The organism is Agathobaculum sp. LCP25S3_E8, from assembly GCF_052117165.1.
GTDB lineage: Bacteria > Bacillota > Clostridia > Oscillospirales > Butyricicoccaceae > Agathobaculum.
Map to the genome: position 1 here is coordinate 19374 of NZ_JBQKJR010000011.1, position 18324 is coordinate 37697.

20 protein-coding genes are annotated in these 18324 nt (G+C 56.5%); 4 read left to right on the top strand and 16 right to left on the bottom strand.

Annotated elements, in window-relative coordinates; all coding sequences use genetic code 11:
• Positions 1–23: 23 nt before the first annotated feature.
• The 7 genes from ACTQ34_RS05980 to ACTQ34_RS06010 form a co-directional block, all read right to left on the bottom strand.
• Positions 24–749, bottom strand: coding sequence for a pseudouridine synthase (locus tag ACTQ34_RS05980; RefSeq protein WP_441362970.1), 726 nt, complete (start codon positions 747–749; stop codon positions 24–26).
• 23 nt (positions 750–772) lie between these two features.
• Entirely contained in the window at positions 773–1858 is a 1086-nt protein-coding gene (locus ACTQ34_RS05985) for a serine hydrolase (RefSeq protein WP_441362971.1), read from the bottom strand.
• A gap of 73 nt (positions 1859–1931) precedes the next feature.
• Entirely contained in the window at positions 1932–2363 is a 432-nt protein-coding gene (gene ytfJ / locus ACTQ34_RS05990) for a GerW family sporulation protein (RefSeq protein ID WP_441362972.1), read from the bottom strand.
• Positions 2356–3006 (bottom strand): DUF2953 domain-containing protein, encoded by a 651-nt coding sequence (locus ACTQ34_RS05995; protein WP_441362973.1) that lies wholly within the window; start codon positions 3004–3006, stop codon positions 2356–2358. Before ACTQ34_RS05995 ends, ytfJ begins: the two co-directional genes overlap by 8 nt.
• Positions 3007–3013: 7 nt before the next feature.
• Positions 3014–3661 (bottom strand): SMC-Scp complex subunit ScpB, encoded by a 648-nt coding sequence (gene scpB / locus ACTQ34_RS06000; protein ID WP_441362974.1) that lies wholly within the window; start codon positions 3659–3661, stop codon positions 3014–3016.
• Between the two features lie 6 nt (positions 3662–3667).
• On the bottom strand, positions 3668–4378 hold the full coding sequence (locus ACTQ34_RS06005) for a segregation and condensation protein A (protein ID WP_441362975.1): 711 nt from the start codon (positions 4376–4378) through the stop codon (positions 3668–3670).
• 12 nt (positions 4379–4390) lie between these two features.
• A complete protein-coding gene (locus ACTQ34_RS06010) occupies positions 4391–5047 on the bottom strand; it encodes a site-2 protease family protein (RefSeq protein WP_441362976.1) in 657 nt (218 codons plus the stop codon).
• 399 nt (positions 5048–5446) lie between these two features.
• Here ACTQ34_RS06010 and ACTQ34_RS06015 point away from each other — a divergent pair, with 399 nt between their 5' ends.
• A complete protein-coding gene (locus ACTQ34_RS06015) occupies positions 5447–6529 on the top strand; it encodes a sensor histidine kinase (protein WP_441362977.1) in 1083 nt (360 codons plus the stop codon).
• A complete protein-coding gene (locus ACTQ34_RS06020) occupies positions 6526–7233 on the top strand; it encodes a response regulator (RefSeq protein ID WP_441362978.1) in 708 nt (235 codons plus the stop codon). The genes ACTQ34_RS06015 and ACTQ34_RS06020 overlap by 4 nt, the downstream gene beginning before the upstream one ends.
• A gap of 63 nt (positions 7234–7296) precedes the next feature.
• On the opposite strand, the gene ACTQ34_RS06025 is transcribed toward ACTQ34_RS06020, so the two are convergent.
• Entirely contained in the window at positions 7297–7719 is a 423-nt protein-coding gene (locus tag ACTQ34_RS06025) for an HIT family protein (RefSeq protein WP_373163318.1), read from the bottom strand.
• 70 nt (positions 7720–7789) lie between these two features.
• On the bottom strand, positions 7790–8857 hold the full coding sequence (locus ACTQ34_RS06030) for an FkbM family methyltransferase (RefSeq protein ID WP_441362979.1): 1068 nt from the start codon (positions 8855–8857) through the stop codon (positions 7790–7792).
• A 153-nt stretch (positions 8858–9010) separates the two neighbouring features.
• Between ACTQ34_RS06030 and ACTQ34_RS06035 the strand changes: the two genes are divergently transcribed.
• Positions 9011–9616 (top strand): hypothetical protein, encoded by a 606-nt coding sequence (locus ACTQ34_RS06035; RefSeq protein ID WP_441362980.1) that lies wholly within the window; start codon positions 9011–9013, stop codon positions 9614–9616.
• Positions 9616–10479 carry a hypothetical protein gene (locus tag ACTQ34_RS06040; protein WP_441362981.1) on the top strand — a complete coding sequence of 288 codons (864 nt, stop codon included), beginning with the start codon at positions 9616–9618 and terminating at the stop codon, positions 10477–10479. Before ACTQ34_RS06035 ends, ACTQ34_RS06040 begins: the two co-directional genes overlap by 1 nt.
• A 47-nt stretch (positions 10480–10526) precedes the next feature.
• On the opposite strand, the gene ACTQ34_RS06045 is transcribed toward ACTQ34_RS06040, so the two are convergent.
• The 7 genes from ACTQ34_RS06045 to ACTQ34_RS06075 form a co-directional block, all read right to left on the bottom strand.
• Positions 10527–11489, bottom strand: coding sequence for a carbohydrate kinase family protein (locus tag ACTQ34_RS06045; protein ID WP_441362982.1), 963 nt, complete (start codon positions 11487–11489; stop codon positions 10527–10529).
• 2 nt (positions 11490–11491) lie between these two features.
• Entirely contained in the window at positions 11492–12352 is an 861-nt protein-coding gene (locus ACTQ34_RS06050; RefSeq protein WP_441362983.1) for a Cof-type HAD-IIB family hydrolase, read from the bottom strand.
• 3 nt (positions 12353–12355) lie between these two features.
• Positions 12356–13762 carry a glycoside hydrolase family 32 protein gene (locus tag ACTQ34_RS06055; protein WP_441362984.1) on the bottom strand — a complete coding sequence of 469 codons (1407 nt, stop codon included), beginning with the start codon at positions 13760–13762 and terminating at the stop codon, positions 12356–12358.
• 15 nt (positions 13763–13777) lie between these two features.
• Positions 13778–15664, bottom strand: coding sequence for a glucose PTS transporter subunit IIA (locus tag ACTQ34_RS06060; protein ID WP_441362985.1), 1887 nt, complete (start codon positions 15662–15664; stop codon positions 13778–13780).
• Positions 15665–15874: 210 nt separating this feature from the next.
• Positions 15875–16939 carry a LacI family DNA-binding transcriptional regulator gene (locus tag ACTQ34_RS06065; RefSeq protein ID WP_441362986.1) on the bottom strand — a complete coding sequence of 355 codons (1065 nt, stop codon included), beginning with the start codon at positions 16937–16939 and terminating at the stop codon, positions 15875–15877.
• The gene (locus ACTQ34_RS06070) at positions 16876–17391 is read right to left on the bottom strand and encodes a M48 family metallopeptidase (protein WP_441362987.1); all 516 of its coding nucleotides are present in this window, start codon (positions 17389–17391) and stop codon (positions 16876–16878) included. The genes ACTQ34_RS06065 and ACTQ34_RS06070 overlap by 64 nt, the downstream gene beginning before the upstream one ends.
• Positions 17378–18262, bottom strand: a complete 885-nt coding sequence (locus ACTQ34_RS06075) for a DMT family transporter (protein WP_441362988.1) — start codon at positions 18260–18262, stop codon at positions 17378–17380. The genes ACTQ34_RS06070 and ACTQ34_RS06075 overlap by 14 nt, the downstream gene beginning before the upstream one ends.
• Between the last annotated feature and the right edge of the window lie 62 nt (positions 18263–18324).

Genomic DNA, 18324 nt, shown 5'->3' on the forward strand with positions numbered 1-18324 from the left:
TACAAAATGCAAGAAGTTTTGCATCAATCCTGCAAATTTGCAGCAATTTCCTGCAAGTAGGCCAGCTCGTCCGCCGTCAGGTCGCGCCACGCGCCCGATTTCAAATGCGTATCCAGCGGCAGCTTGCCTACTGCCACCCGCTTGAGTCGGCGTACCTCCAGTCCGCATTGCTCGCACATTTTGCGGATTTGACGGTTGCGGCCTTCATGGATGGTCAGACGCAGTTTGGCGCTCTGCTCGTCTCTTTCCAAAATGACAACCTCTGCCGGACGGATTGCATATCCGTCGATTGTCATCGGTTCTGACAGGCGCGGGATATTCTCCAACCGGCCGCGCACGCGCACCTCGTAATGTTTTTCCACCTCATGCCGCGGGTGGGTCAGCGCATTGACCAGCTCGCCGTCGTTGGTCAGCAGCAGCAACCCTTCCGAGTTGTAATCCAGCCGCCCGACCGGCACCACACGCGCGCCGCAGTCCCGCACCAGATCAGCTACGGTCTTTCGTCCACGTTCATCATGCAGCGTCGTCACATAACCGCGCGGCTTGTACAGCATCAGATAGCGTTTCTCTTCCGCCATACCGATCGGCTTGCCGTCCACCTGAATTTTGTCGCGCCGCAAATCCGCGCGGTCGCCCAGCGACGCCGCATGGCCGTTAACCAGAACACGGCCCTCCAAAATCCAACGCTCTGCTTCACGGCGCGAACACAACCCCGCCTGTGCGAGCAGCTTTTGCAGTCTCTCTTCCACTTGTTGTCCTCCATCCTATTCTGTCAATCATCACCAAACAGACGGTCCCATATCCGTTCGGTGATGCTCTTTTCCTCGGGCGGCAGCAGCACCGCCCCGCCGTATACCAGCGCATCGTCCGCCAGCACCATTCCGTCCAGACGGTATTCAATCCGCCCGGCGGATGCGCTCTGCACCACCGGCGCATAACAAATCCGATCGCCGTACCTCACGGTCTGGATGCGCTCCTGCTCGCCGGGCAGAAGCATCGCGGTCACGGTATTGCGCGCGACGAGCGGCACGGTATCTGCATTGCCGCCGAACACCTGCTGCTGCATAATCTGTTCGCCTGCCTCGTGCAGGGTCACCTGCTCATACTGCGCAAAGCCCTGATCCAGCAGCGCCATGTGATCATTCCAGTCATCCGGGTCGTTGAGCGTCACCACAATTACCGTGCGGCCGTTTTTCTCCGCCGCAGACACCAGACAGCGCCCCGCCGCCTTGGTATAACCGGTTTTGACGCCAATCGCACCGTCATACATGCTCAGCAGCCGGTTATGGTTGGTAAAGGTGCGCTGCCCCACCGTGTAGCTTTCGGTCGATACAATCTGCCGGAATACCGGGTCGCGCAGCGCCTCGGCCGTGATGACCGCAAGCTCACGCGCGGTGGTATAGTGCGTCTCACTCGGCAGACCGTTCGGGTTGTCAAAATGGGTGTTCGTCAGCCCGAGGGCAGCCGCCTTGTCGTTCATTTTCTGTATAAACGTTTCCAGCCCGCCGCATTCGCCCGCAATCGCGACCGCCGCATCGTTGCCCGATTCCAGCATCAGACCGTACAGCGTATCGCGCAGGGTGAGCGTTTCACCCTCCTGTAAATACATGGATGAGCCTTCCACCTGCGTATACTCCTTGCGGACCTTGTATTCCCGGTCGAGGTCACCCTCTCCGAGTGCCACGAGCGCCGTCATAATTTTGGTAGTGGACGCCATCGGCAGTCGGGCATCTGCATTCTGCTCCAGCAGCACTTCACCGGTGTCCGCATCGATTACAATAGCTGCCTTTGCGCTGATTGCGCCGGCAGCAGGCAGACAAAGCACACAGCACAGCAGGCCGCACAGTAGTTTCTTCACGTTCGCATCTCTCCCCTGCATAACAAAACCTACTCAGCATATCTGTGAGTAGGTTTTGCGGAGAAACGCGGCCTTATTCGTCGGTTTCCGCCGCAGGCTGCTGGTCGGGCTGCATTTTTCCCTTGTAGCCCTCCACAAAGCTGGAAACCTTGTTAATTGCACCCGGAATCATTTCCACCAAGCGGTCGACCGTCGTGGATGCCTGTGCGTTGACGCCCAGAATGTTGGCACTGCCGTCGCGTCCGATGATCAGAAAGCACACAGGCGAAACCGTAACGCCCGCGCCGCCGCCGCCGCCAAAGGCCAGCGGTGCGCCGGACGGCATATGCTTGGGCGCAAAATCACTGCCGCCGGACGCAAAACCAAAGGTCACCTTGGACACCGGAATGACTGTTGTGCCGTCCGGCGTGGTGATCGGCGTGCCGATGATCGTGTTCACGTCCACCATTTCCTTGATTTTGGCCATGGTTTCCGTCATCAGATTGCTGATGGGATGCTCACTCATGTGTTATCGCCTCTTCTTTCTTTATCATTCGTTTATACATCCGGTACAGTTCCCCGCTGTGCCGCAGCAGACACCAAAGCACCCGCAACGGCCGCAGCCAGCAGAACACAGTTAACGCCCATTCCGTGTGGTCGGCCTCAAAATCCGCATCCACATTCACATGATAATCCCGCATGGTAAAAGTATTCTCCAAAAACGGGACAATCATGCCGGTCAGTGCCGCGGACTCTCCGAGCAAAATGCCGGTTTTGGCGGCGTCATCCGTCCCGATGATCACACGCACCCGCAAGCGGCTGACTTGCACTGCATCGGTTAAATCACTGTGCAAACGGTGCGTTAAATCCGCCAGTTCACCAATATCCAGTTCCTCCCGGTTGAGCGAATACCGGTACTTTTTCTTTTTTCTTTTTTTTTGCGGCTTTTGTCCGCCCTCCTGCTGTTCGGATGACGGCTTTTCTTTTTTCCGTCGGGGCGGCGGCCAGACTGGAATCCGCACCGGGCCATAACGCACTTCCGCGCTCACATCCCCATTGACCCCGACGATATCTATGCCGGTTCGCACACACAGCAGCAACAGAATCAGCAGCAGCACAAGCAGCGCAAGCCCCAAGACTGCCGCCAGTATCACGAGTAGTACCGACATGCACGTTTCACTCCGTTTCCTGCGGTGCGTCCGGCGGCTGAGTATCCTCTCCACCGGATGTCTGCGGCACCGGCGGCGTCAGCGTTATCATTTGTGCGGGCGGCTGCTCGGCAGACTCCTCCAGCTCCAGCTCCATCTGCTCGTTTTCCTCCAGTGCGGGCAGCGCGGGCAGCTCCTCCAGCCCGCTCAGACCAAAGGTGCGCAAAAACGCCTCGGTCGTGCGGAACAGCATCGGGCGTCCGGGCACATCCAGCCGGCCCGCCTCCTCAATCAGCCCTTTTTCCGTAAGGCCAGCCACGGTGCCGCCCGAATCCACGCCGCGCAGTTGGTCGATAAACGCGCGGGTGACCGGCTGGCGGTATGCCACGATGGTCAAGACCTCAAGCGCAGCAGCGGACAGCGACGGCGGCTTGCGCGACTCGGTCACGCGGCGTGCCGCCTCGGCATAAAGCGGGCGCGAACAAAGCTGCAGCTTGTCCTCCAGACGCAGCAACATGATGCCGCGGTTTTCAAAATCATACAGATTTTCCAGCGCGGCGGCCGCATCCAGCAGCGCATCGCGCGAGGTTTCCAGCGCGGCAACAAGCCGATCCACCGGCACCGCGTCGCCTGCAGCAAACAGCACGGCCTCCAGCCCGGCCTCCAGTTGGGTCATCGCACGTTACTCTCCTTTATCATCTATCAGCGTCAGTTCCATATCCTCGCCGTCCCCTTCCAGCCGGATACGCCGGTTCTTGGACAGCTCCAAAACCGCCAGAAAAGTTGCCACAATCTCCGAACGGCTTCTCGCATCGTCAAACAGACGACGAAACGGCAGCCGGACATGGTGCAAAAAACGCTTGAGGATAGAAGTAATCCGTCCCTCAACCGGCACAGGCTCCCGCCCAACAATGCCGGAAAACGCACTGGCCGGCGGCGGCACGCGCCGCTGCGCCCGGCGCAGCATGTTGTTGGCTGCCCGGATAAGGTCGCTGACCGACTGTCGGTATTCCTTGGGTGTATCGCCCAGATGCTCCGGCGGCTTGACAAAAATATCGCGCCCCATCTCGCCTTTTTCCCGGAAGAAGGACGCTGTTTCCTTGATACGCTGGTATTCCAGCAGCATTTCCACCAGACTGGTACGCGGGTCCTCCTCTTCCTCTTCCTCATGGCGCGGCAGAAGCATTTTAGATTTGATATACACCAGCTGCGCCGCCATAGCGACAAAATCCCCCGCCACATCCAGATCCATCGCCTCGGCTGCATGCAGCACTTCCATGTATTGTTCCAGAATCTCCGCAATCGGGATGTCGTAAATGCTGACCTTGTTTTTTGCAATCAGGTGCAGCAATAGGTCAAGCGGACCGTCAAAATTCTCCAGATGAAATTCCATGCCGCGTAATCCTTACAGAAACAGATTGACCAGCTGCAGCGCCAAATGCAGGATGCGCATGCCAACCCAGCTCATGATTCCGTCCAGCCAGCCGCGCCACAGTGCCAGAATGAACACCAGCAGTATGATATTCTGATATCTCTGCAGTTTGAGCGACCACGAAAACGGCAGAAACGCATCCAGAACGCGCGAGCCGTCCAGCGGATGCACCGGAATCAGGTTGAACACACCCAAACCGACCGACATACTCGCTACAATCGACAGGAACATGCCCACCGTCTGCATGAATGCACTTGTGCCGTATATCCACACCGGCACATACAGGCAATAGGCGACCAACGCTGTGACAAAATTGGATGCAGGACCGGCAAGCGCGGTCAGCGCCATGCCCCAGCGTCGGTTTTTGAAGTTGGAAATATTGACCGGCACAGGCCGCGCCCAGCCAAATCCAAACAGCAGCAGGCACAAAAACCCAAGCGGGTCAATATGGGCCATCGGAGACAGTGTCATCCGGCCCGAATCATGTGCCGTGCGATCGCCCAACAGGTACGCCGCACCGCCGTGCGCCGCCTCGTGCACTGACAAGCATAATACAATTGCGGGAAGCGACAACGCCAACGTAATGAACGCGGACTGCAAATCCCCGCTCAGTAAAGCTCTCCAAAGCAAACTAAAATACCTCCTGTGGCAGCGCAGGCCCGCCGTTCATGCAAGCCGGCACTCCAGTTTACCCGTTTTGGCCGGTTTTTAACGTACCCCAGCCTGTATATGTTTGAAATTATATCACGCCTACAGGAAATTGTCACCTCTTTCTTTGTTTGTGCTCCCATGACACACAAAAAGAGAGATATAATGGGCCAACCTGTGTTTTGATGATCCGGTCATCTCATCTCCGTGTTGCATCGCCGCTGGTGTCATAGGTCCTATCGTTAATTTTTCGATAAGGTCAGCCTCTCTGCCGTTTAGATCTCGTCAAGTTCTTAGCAGACTTTTAACAATTTTTCTGTTATACTATAGTTGGATTGGAATAGACTTTTGATATTTTGGCCATCTCAAAGGAGAATCTTCATGTGGCAAGCACAAAACAAAGTCTCGTTTTTCCCATTTACATTTCGGGACTTTTTCATCTTTATCGGTATTTTCACCTGCGCAGTCGAGCTATGCATCCTGCTGCGCATGGCTGACAGCAGCGATGGTTTTGCCTCGCCCGTGTTTGTGCTCGCCGTTCTGCTGATTTCCCGCTTCACCAATGGCTATCTGTTCGGCACACTTGCCGCCATTCTCAGCGTCATCGGCGTCAACTATATTTTCACCTACCCTTATTGGGAATTCAATTTCACGCTTGCCGGCTATCCACTCACCTTTCTGACCATGCTCGGCGTATCACTGGTTACCTGCACCATGACCACCAAAATCAAGCAGCAGGAACGCCTGCGCGTTGAAGGGGAGAAGGAAAAAATGCGTGCCAATCTGCTCCGCTCGGTTTCACATGATATCCGCACGCCGCTGACCTCGATCGTCGGCGCCACCTCCACCCTGCTGGAAACCGAAGGGCTGTCTCAGGAAGAACAGCGCGCCTTGCTGGAGGATGCGCGCAATGAAGCGCAGTGGCTCATTCGCGTTGTGGAAAACCTGCTCTCCATCACACGCATGGGCGACACACGCACACAGCTGTCCAAAGTTCCGGAAGCCGCCGAAGAAATTCTTGGCGAGACGGCGCGCAAATTCCACAAACGCTTTCCCGCAATTCAGGTTGCCGTATCTGTGCCGGATGAGCTGCTGCTTGTGCCGATGGACGCTATTCTCATCGAACAAGTACTCTCCAATCTGTTGGAAAACGCCGCCACACATGGACAAACCGTGACGCAAATCCGACTTTCGGTTCAGCGTGAAGAGGCATATGCCCGTTTTTCTATACAGGACAACGGCTGCGGTATCCCGCCAAAAGAGTTGCCGCAACTATTTGACGGCACGTTTAAGCGCAGCGAAACTCCGTCCGGCGACGGCAAACGCAACATGGGAATCGGGCTTTCGGTCTGCATGGCCATCGTGCGGGCGCACGGCGGCACCATGGAAGCGAAGAATTTATCCCGCGGTGCAGAATTTTCGTTTCGGCTGCCGCTATCTGAAAAGGAGTCTCAAGCATTATGAATATTCGTGAAAAAATACTGATTGTCGAGGATGAAAAAAGCATTGCGCACTTTATTTCGACCATCCTTACCTCCAACGGATACGAAACCATTCAGGCGCGCACCGGAAACGAAGCCATGACGATGATCTCCTCTCATTGCCCGGATTTGGTGATTCTTGATCTCGGGCTGCCGGACATGGACGGCATGGAGGTACTCAGCAGCCTGCGCTCGTGGTCGAGCCTGCCGGTCGTTGTTGTTTCCGCACGGTCACATGAGCACGATAAGGTCGCTGCGCTCGACCTTGGTGCAGACGATTATCTGACCAAGCCTTTTGGCACGGCAGAGCTGCTCGCCCGCGTGCGCACCGCTATCCGGCATACCCGCACTACCTCCCCCAGCAGCGAAATTGCCCAGCGTGGCACCTACACGGTCGGCGATCTGACCATTGACTATAACAAGCATCAGGTGCTGGTACGCGGTGAAAACGTCCATCTAACCCTCAGTGAATTCCGCATCGTCGCGCTGCTCGGTAAATACGCAGGCAAAGTGCTGACCTACGATTACATCATCAAGGAGCTGTGGGGACCGCGTGCAGGTGGAGATAATCAGATTCTGCGCGTCAACATGGCCAATATCCGCCGCAAAATCGAAAAAAATCCCGCCGAACCGGAATACCTGTTCACCGAAGTGGGCGTCGGCTACCGATTGGCGGAAAATGAATGAGTCCGAAAAACAAACAAAAGGCGAACCCATAAGGGTTCGCCTTTTTGCTGATTGCATCAAAAATCAGATGTTCAACTCTTTCTTGAGCGCCGCAATCATTTCCTGATATTCCTCGTCCTTCAGATGTACCGGCTCGGGATTGGTGATGGCAAAGCTGCCGCCAAACTCAAAGCCGCCCTCATACTTCGGGACGATATGGAAATGCAGATGCGGGTTGGTGTCGCCAAACGAGCCAAGATTGAGCTTGGTGCAGCCCCACAGCTTCTTGATTGCGCCGGACGCCGCTGCCAGATCGGCCATAAAGTCGTTGCGCTCCTGATCGTCACACTCGCAAAGCTCCTTCTTATGCGTGCCCAGCGCCAGTACGCAGCGGCCCTTGTGCGCCTGATCTTTAAACAGGTAAAGCGTACCTGCCTTCATATCGCCAACCTTGAACATGATCGCCTCACGGCCCTCATGATGCTCGTCACAGTAAAAACATCCCATTGCAAACCTCTCCTTTACAGATTACTGTATTTTCATTATACCGCTTGTCCCCTGCAATTTCCAGCATTTTTTACGGACAGACCGCATATAAATTGGTGTCCCACGCGGGCACATACGGATGGTGCCGCAGGTACAGCCGGTAATCCGGGCAGAGCGCGTGGACAAGCAACGGCAGCTGGAAAAAGTCCTCGCTTTTGTGATAGGCGGCAATATTGAGTTTGGGCCGGTGCTGACGGATGGTCTGCGCCGCGCCCGCGATCGCCTCGCGCTCCGCGCCCTCCACATCCATTTTCAAATAGGTGCAGGGGGCGCCGTCCAGCACGCTGTCCAGCGCGCGCATTTGGGTTTCCTTGCCCTGCTTTGCCACGCGCGACTGCCGTCCCGCCTGATCGGAAAAGCAAAGCACCGTATCACTCGACCACGCGCCCGCCTGCTCGCACCGGACGCTGCCGGACAACTCTTCTGCATAGGCGGTCAGCTTGCGAAAGCTGCGTCGGTCGGGCTCGAGCGCCGTGATGGACGCAAACGCACCCTCGGTATAGTGCAGCAGCTCTCGGATCGTGTCGCCCGTATACGCGCCCAAATCTGCAAAATGCTCCTCATGCGTGGGCCGCAAAATGGTGTGAAACACCTCGTCCTTGTCGGTCTCGCTGGCACGCAGGTAGCGCAGCCGGCCGGACAGCTTAAACCGCACGGTATCAAGGAACACCTGCCGCGACTGCTCATCTGCGAGAAGGTCAAACGCCTGCTGCATCTCCGTTTCGTGCATCCGGATAAATTCCTCGTCAAACACCGCCCCCGGTACCACCGGCACATCGGGCGCAACTACATCGAACCGCGCGTCGAGCGCGTACATTTTTTCCAGCACCTCGGGCCGCTGGCTGGCAAACGCAATCACAATCACAGCATCTTCGCCGAACCGTTCCATCACCTCGGACAGTTTTTGCACCCGAAAGCCGTGAAAACTATGTCCGCGCACAAACTCATCGCTGGCAAATACGCCCGATGCGCGAATGCCGCATGCATCAAACCGCGCGAGAATTTTATCCGCGCCGTCGCCCATGCCATATAAAACGATCGGGCGTTTTTCCTCCCGCAGAACCTGCCAAACCGAGCGTTCCAGTGACAAAAAATCCATGTTCTTCTCCCCTTTTCCGTGCTTTCCATTATAGTCGGTGCATACGCCTCTGTAAAGCGGAAAAAACTTTTTCACGACGCGATTTTCTCATTGCGGTTTACCCCGCAGTACAGTATAATTTGAATATAAGGCAAAGGAAAAGGGGGCGTGGCCATGTCAAAATCCAACGGTATTCTGGCGATGGATCCAAGCAAATACCGAGAGATCGACGGCGTGGTTTTTGATCTGGACAGCTACGCCAAACACTGTGCCCCCCCGGAACAAGATCCGCCCACGCCGGAAGAACCGACACCCGCCGCGCCCATTCCCGCGCCGGAGGGCATTCTGGCGATGGACCCGGAGCATTATCGCGCGCTCGATGGCGTCGCCATGGACGAGGACAGCTTCGAGCGTCACAGCCAGCCGCCCACAGACGAAAAAAACACAGCGCAAACCGTCGAGGTTGAGGAATCCGCACCCACCGGTGTATTTGCGGTCGATCCATTTCCGAACGGCTGGTATCCCACCGAGGACGGCAAGCCTCCGGTTCCCATCATGGGCGGCGCGCTGCCGCCGGTCGAGATTTTGGAAAACGGCACTCATGTGGTCACGGTCATCCGCACGGTCTTTCTGCACACCGGCTCTGGTTCAGGTTCCGGCTCCTATGTGACCTCGTACACCACCTCGTACCGCACCAGCTATCTTTCCTCAGGTTCCGGCTCATATGTGTTTGGCTCATGCACCTATCTGGTCGGCGGCTACGGATTGGAGCTGATTTGATGCTGCGTGCGTTTCACTCCACCTGGACGCGCCCGTTTTTCGCGCGATCGCCCGACCGCCCTTACAGGGTCGAGCCGTTCGAGCTGTTGACCACCGCGCTGTCCGCGCTGGCATGGCGGCGGGAAAACGGCCCCATCCGTATGATTTGCGATACCAAGGCCCAGCGGTATTATGACGCGCTCGGCCTTTCTTTTTTGTGGGATGAAGGCGTGCATCCCCTGCTCGACGCTGTGCCGGAGGACGTAAACCCTATGGCATTCTGGGCCGCAGGCAAGCTGTATGCGCTATCCGCAATGCCGTCCCCCTGTGTGATGATAGACACCGACTTCATCTGCTGGAAGCCGCTCTCTCCACTGCTGACGGAGCTGAATGTTGCCGCGATTCATCGCGAGGACATCACGCCCGACATCTATCCGGACGCGCATGCATTTACCCAGACACACGGCTTTGACTTTGCGGCCTTCGATTGGACAGTTCAGCCGTTCAACACCGCGCTTTGCTACCTTGCTGATGATGATTTTCGGCAGTATTATACGGATACCGCCATCCGCTTTATGCGGTGCTCACCAGACGCAGACGACGTGCTAACCTACATGGTCTTTGCCGAGCAGCGTCTGCTTGCAATGTGCGCTGCGCGCAAGCATATCCGCGCCGCTGCGCTATCCGATCTGGAATCGCTGTTCACCGGCGCGCAACAGGGATTTTTCACGCATGTTTGGGGCTTCAAACAGCAGATGCGGGACGATCCCATGCTTTACGAGGACTTTTGTCGCCGCTGTGCCGCGCGCCTGCGGCGTGACTTTCCAGATGCGGCCAAACGCATTGCCGTTATTCCCACGCTTGCCCCCTATTTTACCTGCTGACCGCAAAACGGCCTGCACCACATCGGTGCAGGCCGTTTTTATGTATTTTAGTCCGGATACGCCTGTTTCAGCTCGTCCAGTGTTGCCATGACCGCACCTTTGTGCTGCACGGTCAGCGATGCATACTGCGCGGAAAAACGCAGATATGTTTCGAGCTGCGCCTGTGGCAGCGTGGACAAATCATTCACGCCCACACCATCCCGCGTCAGCTGATAGAGGAACGAGCCGATAAACGAATCGCCCGCGCCGGTCGTATCGGTCACCGGTACGGACAACGTATCAGTAAATGCCTCGGTCTGCGGCGTGTAAACCGCCGAACCGTTCGCGCCGCGCGTGACCAGCAGCAGCTTGCAGCCACCTTCAAACAGCAGCTTTGCCGCCGCGCGCTCATCCGTGCAGCCGGTCACGAACTCCACCTCATCGTCCGACAGCTTGACCAAATCCGCACTGGGCAGGAATGCCCGAATCGCCGCCTGACAATCCGCCGGGTCATCCCACAGCGGCAATCGAACGTTGGGGTCGAATGAAATCAGCGCGCCCGCTTCGCGCGCAAGCGTAATCGCACGCCGGTGCGCGGCCCGAACGGGCCAATCCACTAAATCGACCGAGCAAAAATGAAGCGCTGCACAGTCGGCAAACATTTCCGGCTGAATCTGTGCCTCATCGAGAAACAGGTCAGCCGACGGATTGCGGAAAAAGGAAAACTCACGGTTTCCGGTAGCATCCAGCGAGACAAAGGCAAGCCCAGTGTTGGCGCGCTTTGTACGGAACACTGAAGAAATATCCACGCCGTTCCCTTCCAGCACCTTCAAAATATGGGTACCAAAGGCATCCTCACCCACCTGTGAAATCATGGCCGCATGACCGCCCAGCCGTGCAACCGCTGCCGCCACATTGGCCGGCGCACCGCCCGCGACGCGCTCAAAATGCGTCACCTCGTCGAGCGCACAACCCTTCTGCTGCGGCACAAAGTCAATCAGCAGTTCTCCAATCGCCACCACTTTTTTCATGCCTATCCCTCCAAAATAAACTGTTTCACCGCTGCTGCCACACCGTTTGACGTATTATCCAGTGTCACCGCATCCGCTGCCGCACGAATATTCGGCGCAGCGTTTGCCATAGCAACGCCCAAACCTGCCATTTGCAGCATGGTTAAATCATTGTCACTATCGCCGATCGCCATCACTGCATCCATGCCAAAACCAAGGTGCTTCGCCAACCGTTCGAGCGCGCCTCCCTTGTGCACACCCTTTCGGTTAATCTCGACATTTTTCAGCTCACCGCCATACATAATCGATGGCGTCAACTCAAATAATCCGGTCCTTTCCAGCGTCCGTGTAATTTTGTCAATCTCTCTGGGATCAAGATGGTGCAGAATGGCCTTGACCACGCGTCCATCCTCACGCGCGAGCACATCGTCCCATCCGGCTGCATCCGGGACAAATTCATACCCCTCGGCCGCCTCATTCAGAGTGACACGTCCACGCCGGCGCAGTTCCTCCAGGAAACGCAGAAAATCCCGCCCATAGTACAGCCTGTCCGCCGTATACAGACATAAGTCGATTCCGAATTCCGCACATATTGCGCGCACCGAAGCGCACATTGCGCGGTCCAGCCCGTCATACGCAATCTGCATGCCATCCGAAAAGCGCATCACCGCCGCGCCGTTGGTGATAACCGCCCAGTCCGCAGAGACGTCGAGCTGCGCGTTAAACGCGCGCATCTCGGTCAGGTTGCGCCCTGTACACAGCACAACCTGAACCCCCGCCTGCTGTGCCAGACGCACCGCATCTGCGTTTTCTTTCGTCACGCGGCTGTGCGAATCGAGCAGCGTTCCGTCCAGATCAAGTGCAAGCAGCTTGATTTCCGACATATGTTATTTCACATCCTGTTGCTCCGTAATTTGCAGCGATCCCATCTCCCAAATCTTCATTTCCGCACCAAACACTGTCACGCCATGCGTATAGGGTGCCGGATAATAGCGGGTAGACAGCACCTGCTCTCCGTCGTTTATGAAAACTTCCAACGAGGACGCATCCGCCAGCACACGCAGCGTTTGCACCGCAGGCACCTCTGCACAGCGAACCGTGCGGCCCGCGCCGCCGCCGTCAATCTTCAGACGAAGCAGTCCTTCTTCCCATTCTATCACAGCGCTGCCACGGATGACAAGTCTGCCCTGTTTTTCCGTGCGACACTCCAGGTCAAATACGCTTGCATCTTCAGGTGCAACATGTTTGCCGCGCAGCGCGTCAATTTCCGGAACAGGCGTACGCAGCAGCCGCTCACCGTCGCGCCGCAGCAGACACGGTACGGTCATGCAGTGCTGCCAGCCCTGCTCTACGGTCGGATTGGTATACGGTGCATCCGGCATACCCATCCAGCCAATGAGCACACGACGTTCTCCATCCACAAAGGTCTGCGGCGCGTAAAAATCAAAGCCGTAATCCAGTTCCTGAAATTCTCCCAGCGTGTATTCACCGCGGAAGTCGCCGCACAGCGGGAAATACCCGCAGGTGTACACATTCTGGAAATGGTTGCCCTGCTGCCGTACACCCTGCGGTGAGCACTGCAAAAACCACTGTCCGTCCAGACAGAACAGGTCGGGGCACTCCCACATATAACCAAACGGCTCGGGCGTTGTAAGCGTATTGATATGCTGCCAGTTCCGCTTGTCTGCCGATTCATAGACGAGCAGCTCGCCGCGATCATCCTTGGTACGCGCACCCAGCACCATATAATACTTGCCGTCCTGCGCCCATACCTTGGGGTCGCGCACATGGCAGGTCAAATCGGACGGATAATCCTTGTTTTCCAGCAGCAGCTCGTTGCTTTCGACCGTTACGCCGTCGCGCGAGACGGCGAGCGCGGTATTATGACCGCGCCCCGCCGTAATATAATCGTAATCGCCCGAAAACTTGACATTACCCGTGTAGTACAGATACAGCGTTCCATCCTCGACCAGCGCCGAGCCGGAATACACCCCGTGTATATCCCACGGCTGGTCGGGATACAGCATGGGCGGCATCTGCTCCCAGTGCAGCAGGTCACGGCTGCGATAGTGCCCCCACATCTTAACGCCGCCCGTCGGGTCAAACGGACCATACTGATAGAACACATGATACCACTCGCCGCAGCGGCACAAGCCGTTGGGGTCGTTCATCCAGCCGACCGGCGGCATCAGATGAAAACGCTGGCGGAACGGGTCGGCCGCCGCACGCGGCCCATCTTCCCGCTCGATACGGCGCACCAGCCGCACAAGATCCCGTTGTAATGCATTGCTCATGGCGATTCTCTCCTATTATTTCAGCGTCAGAACCGTGTCTTTCCCAGCCTGTACCGTGCCGAACGACGGCTCCACGGACGCAAATTTTTCCGTATTTGTCACAATGACCGGTGTAATCACCGGATAACCGGCTTTTTGAATCTCCGCGCTGTCAAACTCCAGCAGCAAGTCACCCGCTTTAACACGCTGCCCCTCCTGCACATGGCCAGTAAAGTATTTACCTTCCAAATTGACGGTGTCTACGCCCACATGAATGAGCAGTTCCACGCCATTGTCGCATTCCAGCCCGACCGCGTGGCCCATGACCGCAGATACTGTCGCGTCGCACGGTGCAACGATGCGGTTTTCCGCAGGCTTTATCGCCACACCCTTGCCCAGCGCCCCAGCCATGAACGCGGGGTCATTGGTTTCCTCCAGCGAGACCGCCTCGCCGCTCAGCGGAGACACCAGCGCGATATCTCCCTGCGGCACGGCAACGACAGGCTTTTCCTCCTGTACAGGTGCGGTTTTCTCTTGGTTTTTTTCCTCCGGAATGCCCAGAATCCACGATATTACAAAGGCAACGCCGGTTGCAATACCAATCGTGAGGATGTACTGTACCGGATGATGCAGATGCAGCAGAATGCCGAAAATACCCGTCACGCCCGTGCCGGTCGCGCCCAGACCAACCACCGACGCATACAGCGCGCCGCATGCAGCGCCAATCGATGAGGCGATAAACGGCCGGACAAAGCGCAGATTCACACCGAAGATAGCAGGCTCGGTGATGCCCATAAACGCGGAGAGCGATGCGGGCAACGCCATGGATTTGAGTTTTTTGTTCTTGGTCTTGATGGCGACTGCAAGCGCTGCGCCACCCTGTGCTACGTTTGCCGCGCTGGCCAGCGGCAGCCAGTACGTCAGTCCATACGTGCTGAGCTGACCAAGGTCAATGATGGTATACATATGATGGATGCCGGAAACCACGGTTGTGGCATAAAGGCCGCCCATGATAAAAGAACCGATGCCGAACGGAATGGCAATCAGCCACTGCACGCCGTTGATGACGAAATTCTCGACCGTGGTGAACACCGGGCCGATAGCTGCGAGCGTCAGATAGCCGGTTACGAACACAGAAACCAGCGGCGTGACGAACAGATCGAACATCGGCGGCACTACTTTGTGCAGTTTCTTTTCGATAAAACTCATCAGCCATACCGCGATGATAACCGGGATAACGTGTCCCTGATAGCCGACCAGCGGCACGCTATACAGGCCGAAGAACACTTCCTGATAGGTATGTACGCCCTCGGTGGCCACCGTCCATGCGTTTTGCAGATTGGGGTGCAGCATAATCATGCCGATAACCGCACCGAGGAACGGGTTGCCGCCGAATACTCTGGCCGCCGAAAATGCGATCAGAATCGGCAGGAAGGTATAGGCCACATTGGAAAACAAATCGGCAAACACAAATAGTGAGCTGGTGCTGTCGAGCGTAATAAAGCCGTTGTTAATCATAAACTTGAGCGACTCCATGATACCCATGAGGAAGCCCGAAGCCACAATTGCCGGAATGATCGGCACGAAGATATCGCCCAGTGTCTTGATAGCGCGCTGGAACCAGTTGCCCTTCTGCGCCGCCTGTGCCTTGGCCTCGTCCTTGCTGACGGCCGCTGCACCTGACTGCGCGATAAACTGATCATACACCTTGTTGACTGTACCGGTGCCGAAGATGATTTGCAATTGTCCCTGCGCTTCAAATACACCCTGCACACCCGTCGCATTCTCCAGCGCGTCTTTATTCACCTTTTTATTGTCCGCTATCACCAGCCGCAGACGTGTCGCGCAATGTGCTGCCGAAATCACATTATCCTTTCCGCCGATGCAGTCCAGCACCTCGGAAGCCGCTTTGCTATAGTCCACCTTTGTTCCGCCCTTTCCTTGTTATATATGAAATCGATTTCATCTTTTCTGCATTTATTATACCGCCGTACCGGTATTTTTGTAAATGCGCAATTCTATCCAAACCTTTCCCGTCGTTTTTGAACACTGTGCAACAGGCGCTGTGTAACATACACAAAAAAGCAGCCTGTGTTTTGTGTAACACAGGCTGCTCTCTCGCGTTTTTTATGGCTATATTGATTCGCCCGGACAAACCTCAAATCCAAGCATCAGCTGTTTTTTCCTATCCACACCCTGCCCAATGATTTCAAGCAGATCGTGCGCTGCCTCTTCACCACTGGTCTGGTAATAATAATGTGCTGTTGCCAGACGCGGCCGTACCAGCTCACTCATACGGGAATGTCCGATGCCTGCCAGCGCCACATCGTCCGGAATGTGCCTGCCTTGCTCCTCCAAGCGCTTCTTGGCGCCAATCGCTATGGAATCGGTTGCACAAAAAATCCCCTCAACATCCGGTACGCGGGCCAGCAGCCGCTCCGCCGCCGCATACCCGCCGTCAATGGAGAAATCACTCTGCTCCATCCACTCTGGCCGCGGCTCTTCGCCTGCCGCATGCAAAGCATCCTGATAGCCTGCCCGGCGCCCCGCGCCTGCGGCTTTATCGCGCGGCGTTACGCCAATATACCCTACCCGCCGACGACCGTTTTGCAGCAGCAGCTCGGTCACCGCGCGCGCCGCGCCTCGGTCATCGTGAAACACACAGGACATCACATCCATCTGCTGTCCAACCAATACTGCTGGTACGCCCAGCGCCGTCAGCGCCTTGCGATGCGCCGCAGAAAGCATAGTTGCTACCAGAATCACGCCGTCTACATTGCCGCTGCGGAACACCTCCAGATATTCCAGCTCTTTTTCGATGCGATTATCCGTGTTGGCAAGCAGCAGCCGATAGCCCTGTTCTTCCAGCACGCGCGAAATCCCCGCCACCACGCGACTGATAGACTCGGAATCAATACGCGGCACAATCACACCAATCATATGGCTTTTGCCCGTGCGCAGCGTCTGTGCCTGCTGCGAAGGCACATAACCGGTTTCCTCGATTACACGGCGAATGGCTTCCCGCTTTTCCGAACTGACATAACCGTTGTTCAGATAGCGCGATACCGCCGCCTTGGATACCCCTGCGCGGCGCGCGATTTCCGCAATCGTCATTTTCCTTCCTCCTTCGGCCCCTACTCCCGCAGCAGCGCACGACGGGCGCGGTAATCCGGCATGTACTGTTGTACCAGCGCCCAAAAGCGGGGGCCGTGGTTTTTGTGCACAATATGGGCCAGCTCATGCACAACGACATAGTCGACCGCCGCATCCGGATAGTCCATCAGCCGCCACGAAAAGCACAGCCGGTTTTGTGCGCTGCACGAACCAAATCGTGTACGCGCCGACGTAATACGCATGCCGGCCGGTTTCAGCCCCATCCGCTGCGCATAATACGCCACCTTGGGTGGCAGTTCCTCCCGCGCGCGGCGCATCAGCTCCGCCTGCCGTGCCTCATCCGGCTCGGGATGCGCTTCCAAACGCGCCCGCTGCCGCGCCTGTGCGCGGGCAATCCAGTCCATATGGTCGCGAACAAACCGCTCAATCGCAGCCGACGACGCACGCAGCGGGGCACGCACAATCACATGCCCTTCGCGCGTGACCTCCAGCCCTAGCGTGCGGCGGCGGGAGCGACGCAGCTCAACTCCGTCCACTGGCCTGCTCCCGACTTTCCAGCGTACGGTTATAGAAGAACATCAGCACCGATACACCACAAATCACAATATACCCGAGCACGCTCAACCCGTCCGGAATCTGGTTGAACAGGAAAAAGCCAAGCAGCGCGGAAAACAGCACCTGCGTATAGTCGAACACCGAGATTTCCTTTGCCGGTGCATGCGCATAGGCCAGTGTCACGCCGAACTGACCAAGCGTTGCCGCTGCACCTGCACCCAGCAAGCTCACCAGCTGCCACCACTGCATTGGATGGAAATCCACAATCAAATAAGGCAGACAAACCAGCGTGGAAAACGTCGAGAAGAAAAACACGATGCGCGCGCTGTTCTCTCCTTTTTTAGACAATGCACGCACCGCCGTATAAGCCGCACCCGCAAAAATACCGCCGAACAGACCAATCATCGCCGGAAACATATCCGCCGAAAAACCCGGCTTGATAATCAGCATGCTGCCGCCGAACGCCGCCAACACCGCCAGATACTGCCAAATATTTGCACGCTCCTTGAGCATAAAAAGCGAAAACAAAATGGCAAAAAACGGCGACATCTTATTTAAGATATTCGCATCCGCCAGCACCAGACGGTCGATTGCATAGTAGTTACACAAAATACCCAGCGTGCCGCAGGTTGCGCGCAGCAGCAGCATAGGCAGGTTGCCCTTTTCCCATTTCCAGCTGACGCCCTTGCGCCGCAGCGCCACCGCCGCCACAAACATCGCAACCAGATTGCGGAAAAACGACTTCTGCATGGACGGCAAATCGCCTGCCAGGCGCACAAACGTACTCATCAGCGCAAAGCCGAACGCAGACAGCAGAATAAATCCGATTGCTTTGCTTTTATTGGAAAGCACAGGCCTTCCCCTCCCTGTATTTTTATCATATGTACTGCATTATAGCACAGTTTCGCCCAGCA

Excerpts from the sequence above, each read along its gene's own strand:
- ACTQ34_RS06025 (WP_373163318.1), bottom strand. The coding sequence starts at position 7,719 with ATGGGATGTTTTTACTGTGACGAGCATCATGAGGGCCGTGAGGCGATC.
- ACTQ34_RS06015 (WP_441362977.1), top strand. The coding sequence starts at position 5,447 with ATGTGGCAAGCACAAAACAAAGTCTCGTTTTTCCCATTTACATTTCGG.
- ACTQ34_RS05995 (WP_441362973.1), bottom strand. The coding sequence starts at position 3,006 with ATGTCGGTACTACTCGTGATACTGGCGGCAGTCTTGGGGCTTGCGCTG.
- ACTQ34_RS06055 (WP_441362984.1), bottom strand. The coding sequence starts at position 13,762 with ATGAGCAATGCATTACAACGGGATCTTGTGCGGCTGGTGCGCCGTATC.
- ACTQ34_RS06035 (WP_441362980.1), top strand. The coding sequence starts at position 9,011 with ATGTCAAAATCCAACGGTATTCTGGCGATGGATCCAAGCAAATACCGA.
- ACTQ34_RS06030 (WP_441362979.1), bottom strand. The coding sequence starts at position 8,857 with ATGGATTTTTTGTCACTGGAACGCTCGGTTTGGCAGGTTCTGCGGGAG.
- ACTQ34_RS06045 (WP_441362982.1), bottom strand. The coding sequence starts at position 11,489 with ATGAAAAAAGTGGTGGCGATTGGAGAACTGCTGATTGACTTTGTGCCG.
- ACTQ34_RS06020 (WP_441362978.1), top strand. The coding sequence starts at position 6,526 with ATGAATATTCGTGAAAAAATACTGATTGTCGAGGATGAAAAAAGCATT.
- ACTQ34_RS06050 (WP_441362983.1), bottom strand. The coding sequence starts at position 12,352 with ATGTCGGAAATCAAGCTGCTTGCACTTGATCTGGACGGAACGCTGCTC.
- ACTQ34_RS06005 (WP_441362975.1), bottom strand. The coding sequence starts at position 4,378 with ATGGAATTTCATCTGGAGAATTTTGACGGTCCGCTTGACCTATTGCTG.
- ytfJ (WP_441362972.1), bottom strand. The coding sequence starts at position 2,363 with ATGAGTGAGCATCCCATCAGCAATCTGATGACGGAAACCATGGCCAAA.
- ACTQ34_RS06040 (WP_441362981.1), top strand. The coding sequence starts at position 9,616 with ATGCTGCGTGCGTTTCACTCCACCTGGACGCGCCCGTTTTTCGCGCGA.
- scpB (WP_441362974.1), bottom strand. The coding sequence starts at position 3,661 with ATGACCCAACTGGAGGCCGGGCTGGAGGCCGTGCTGTTTGCTGCAGGC.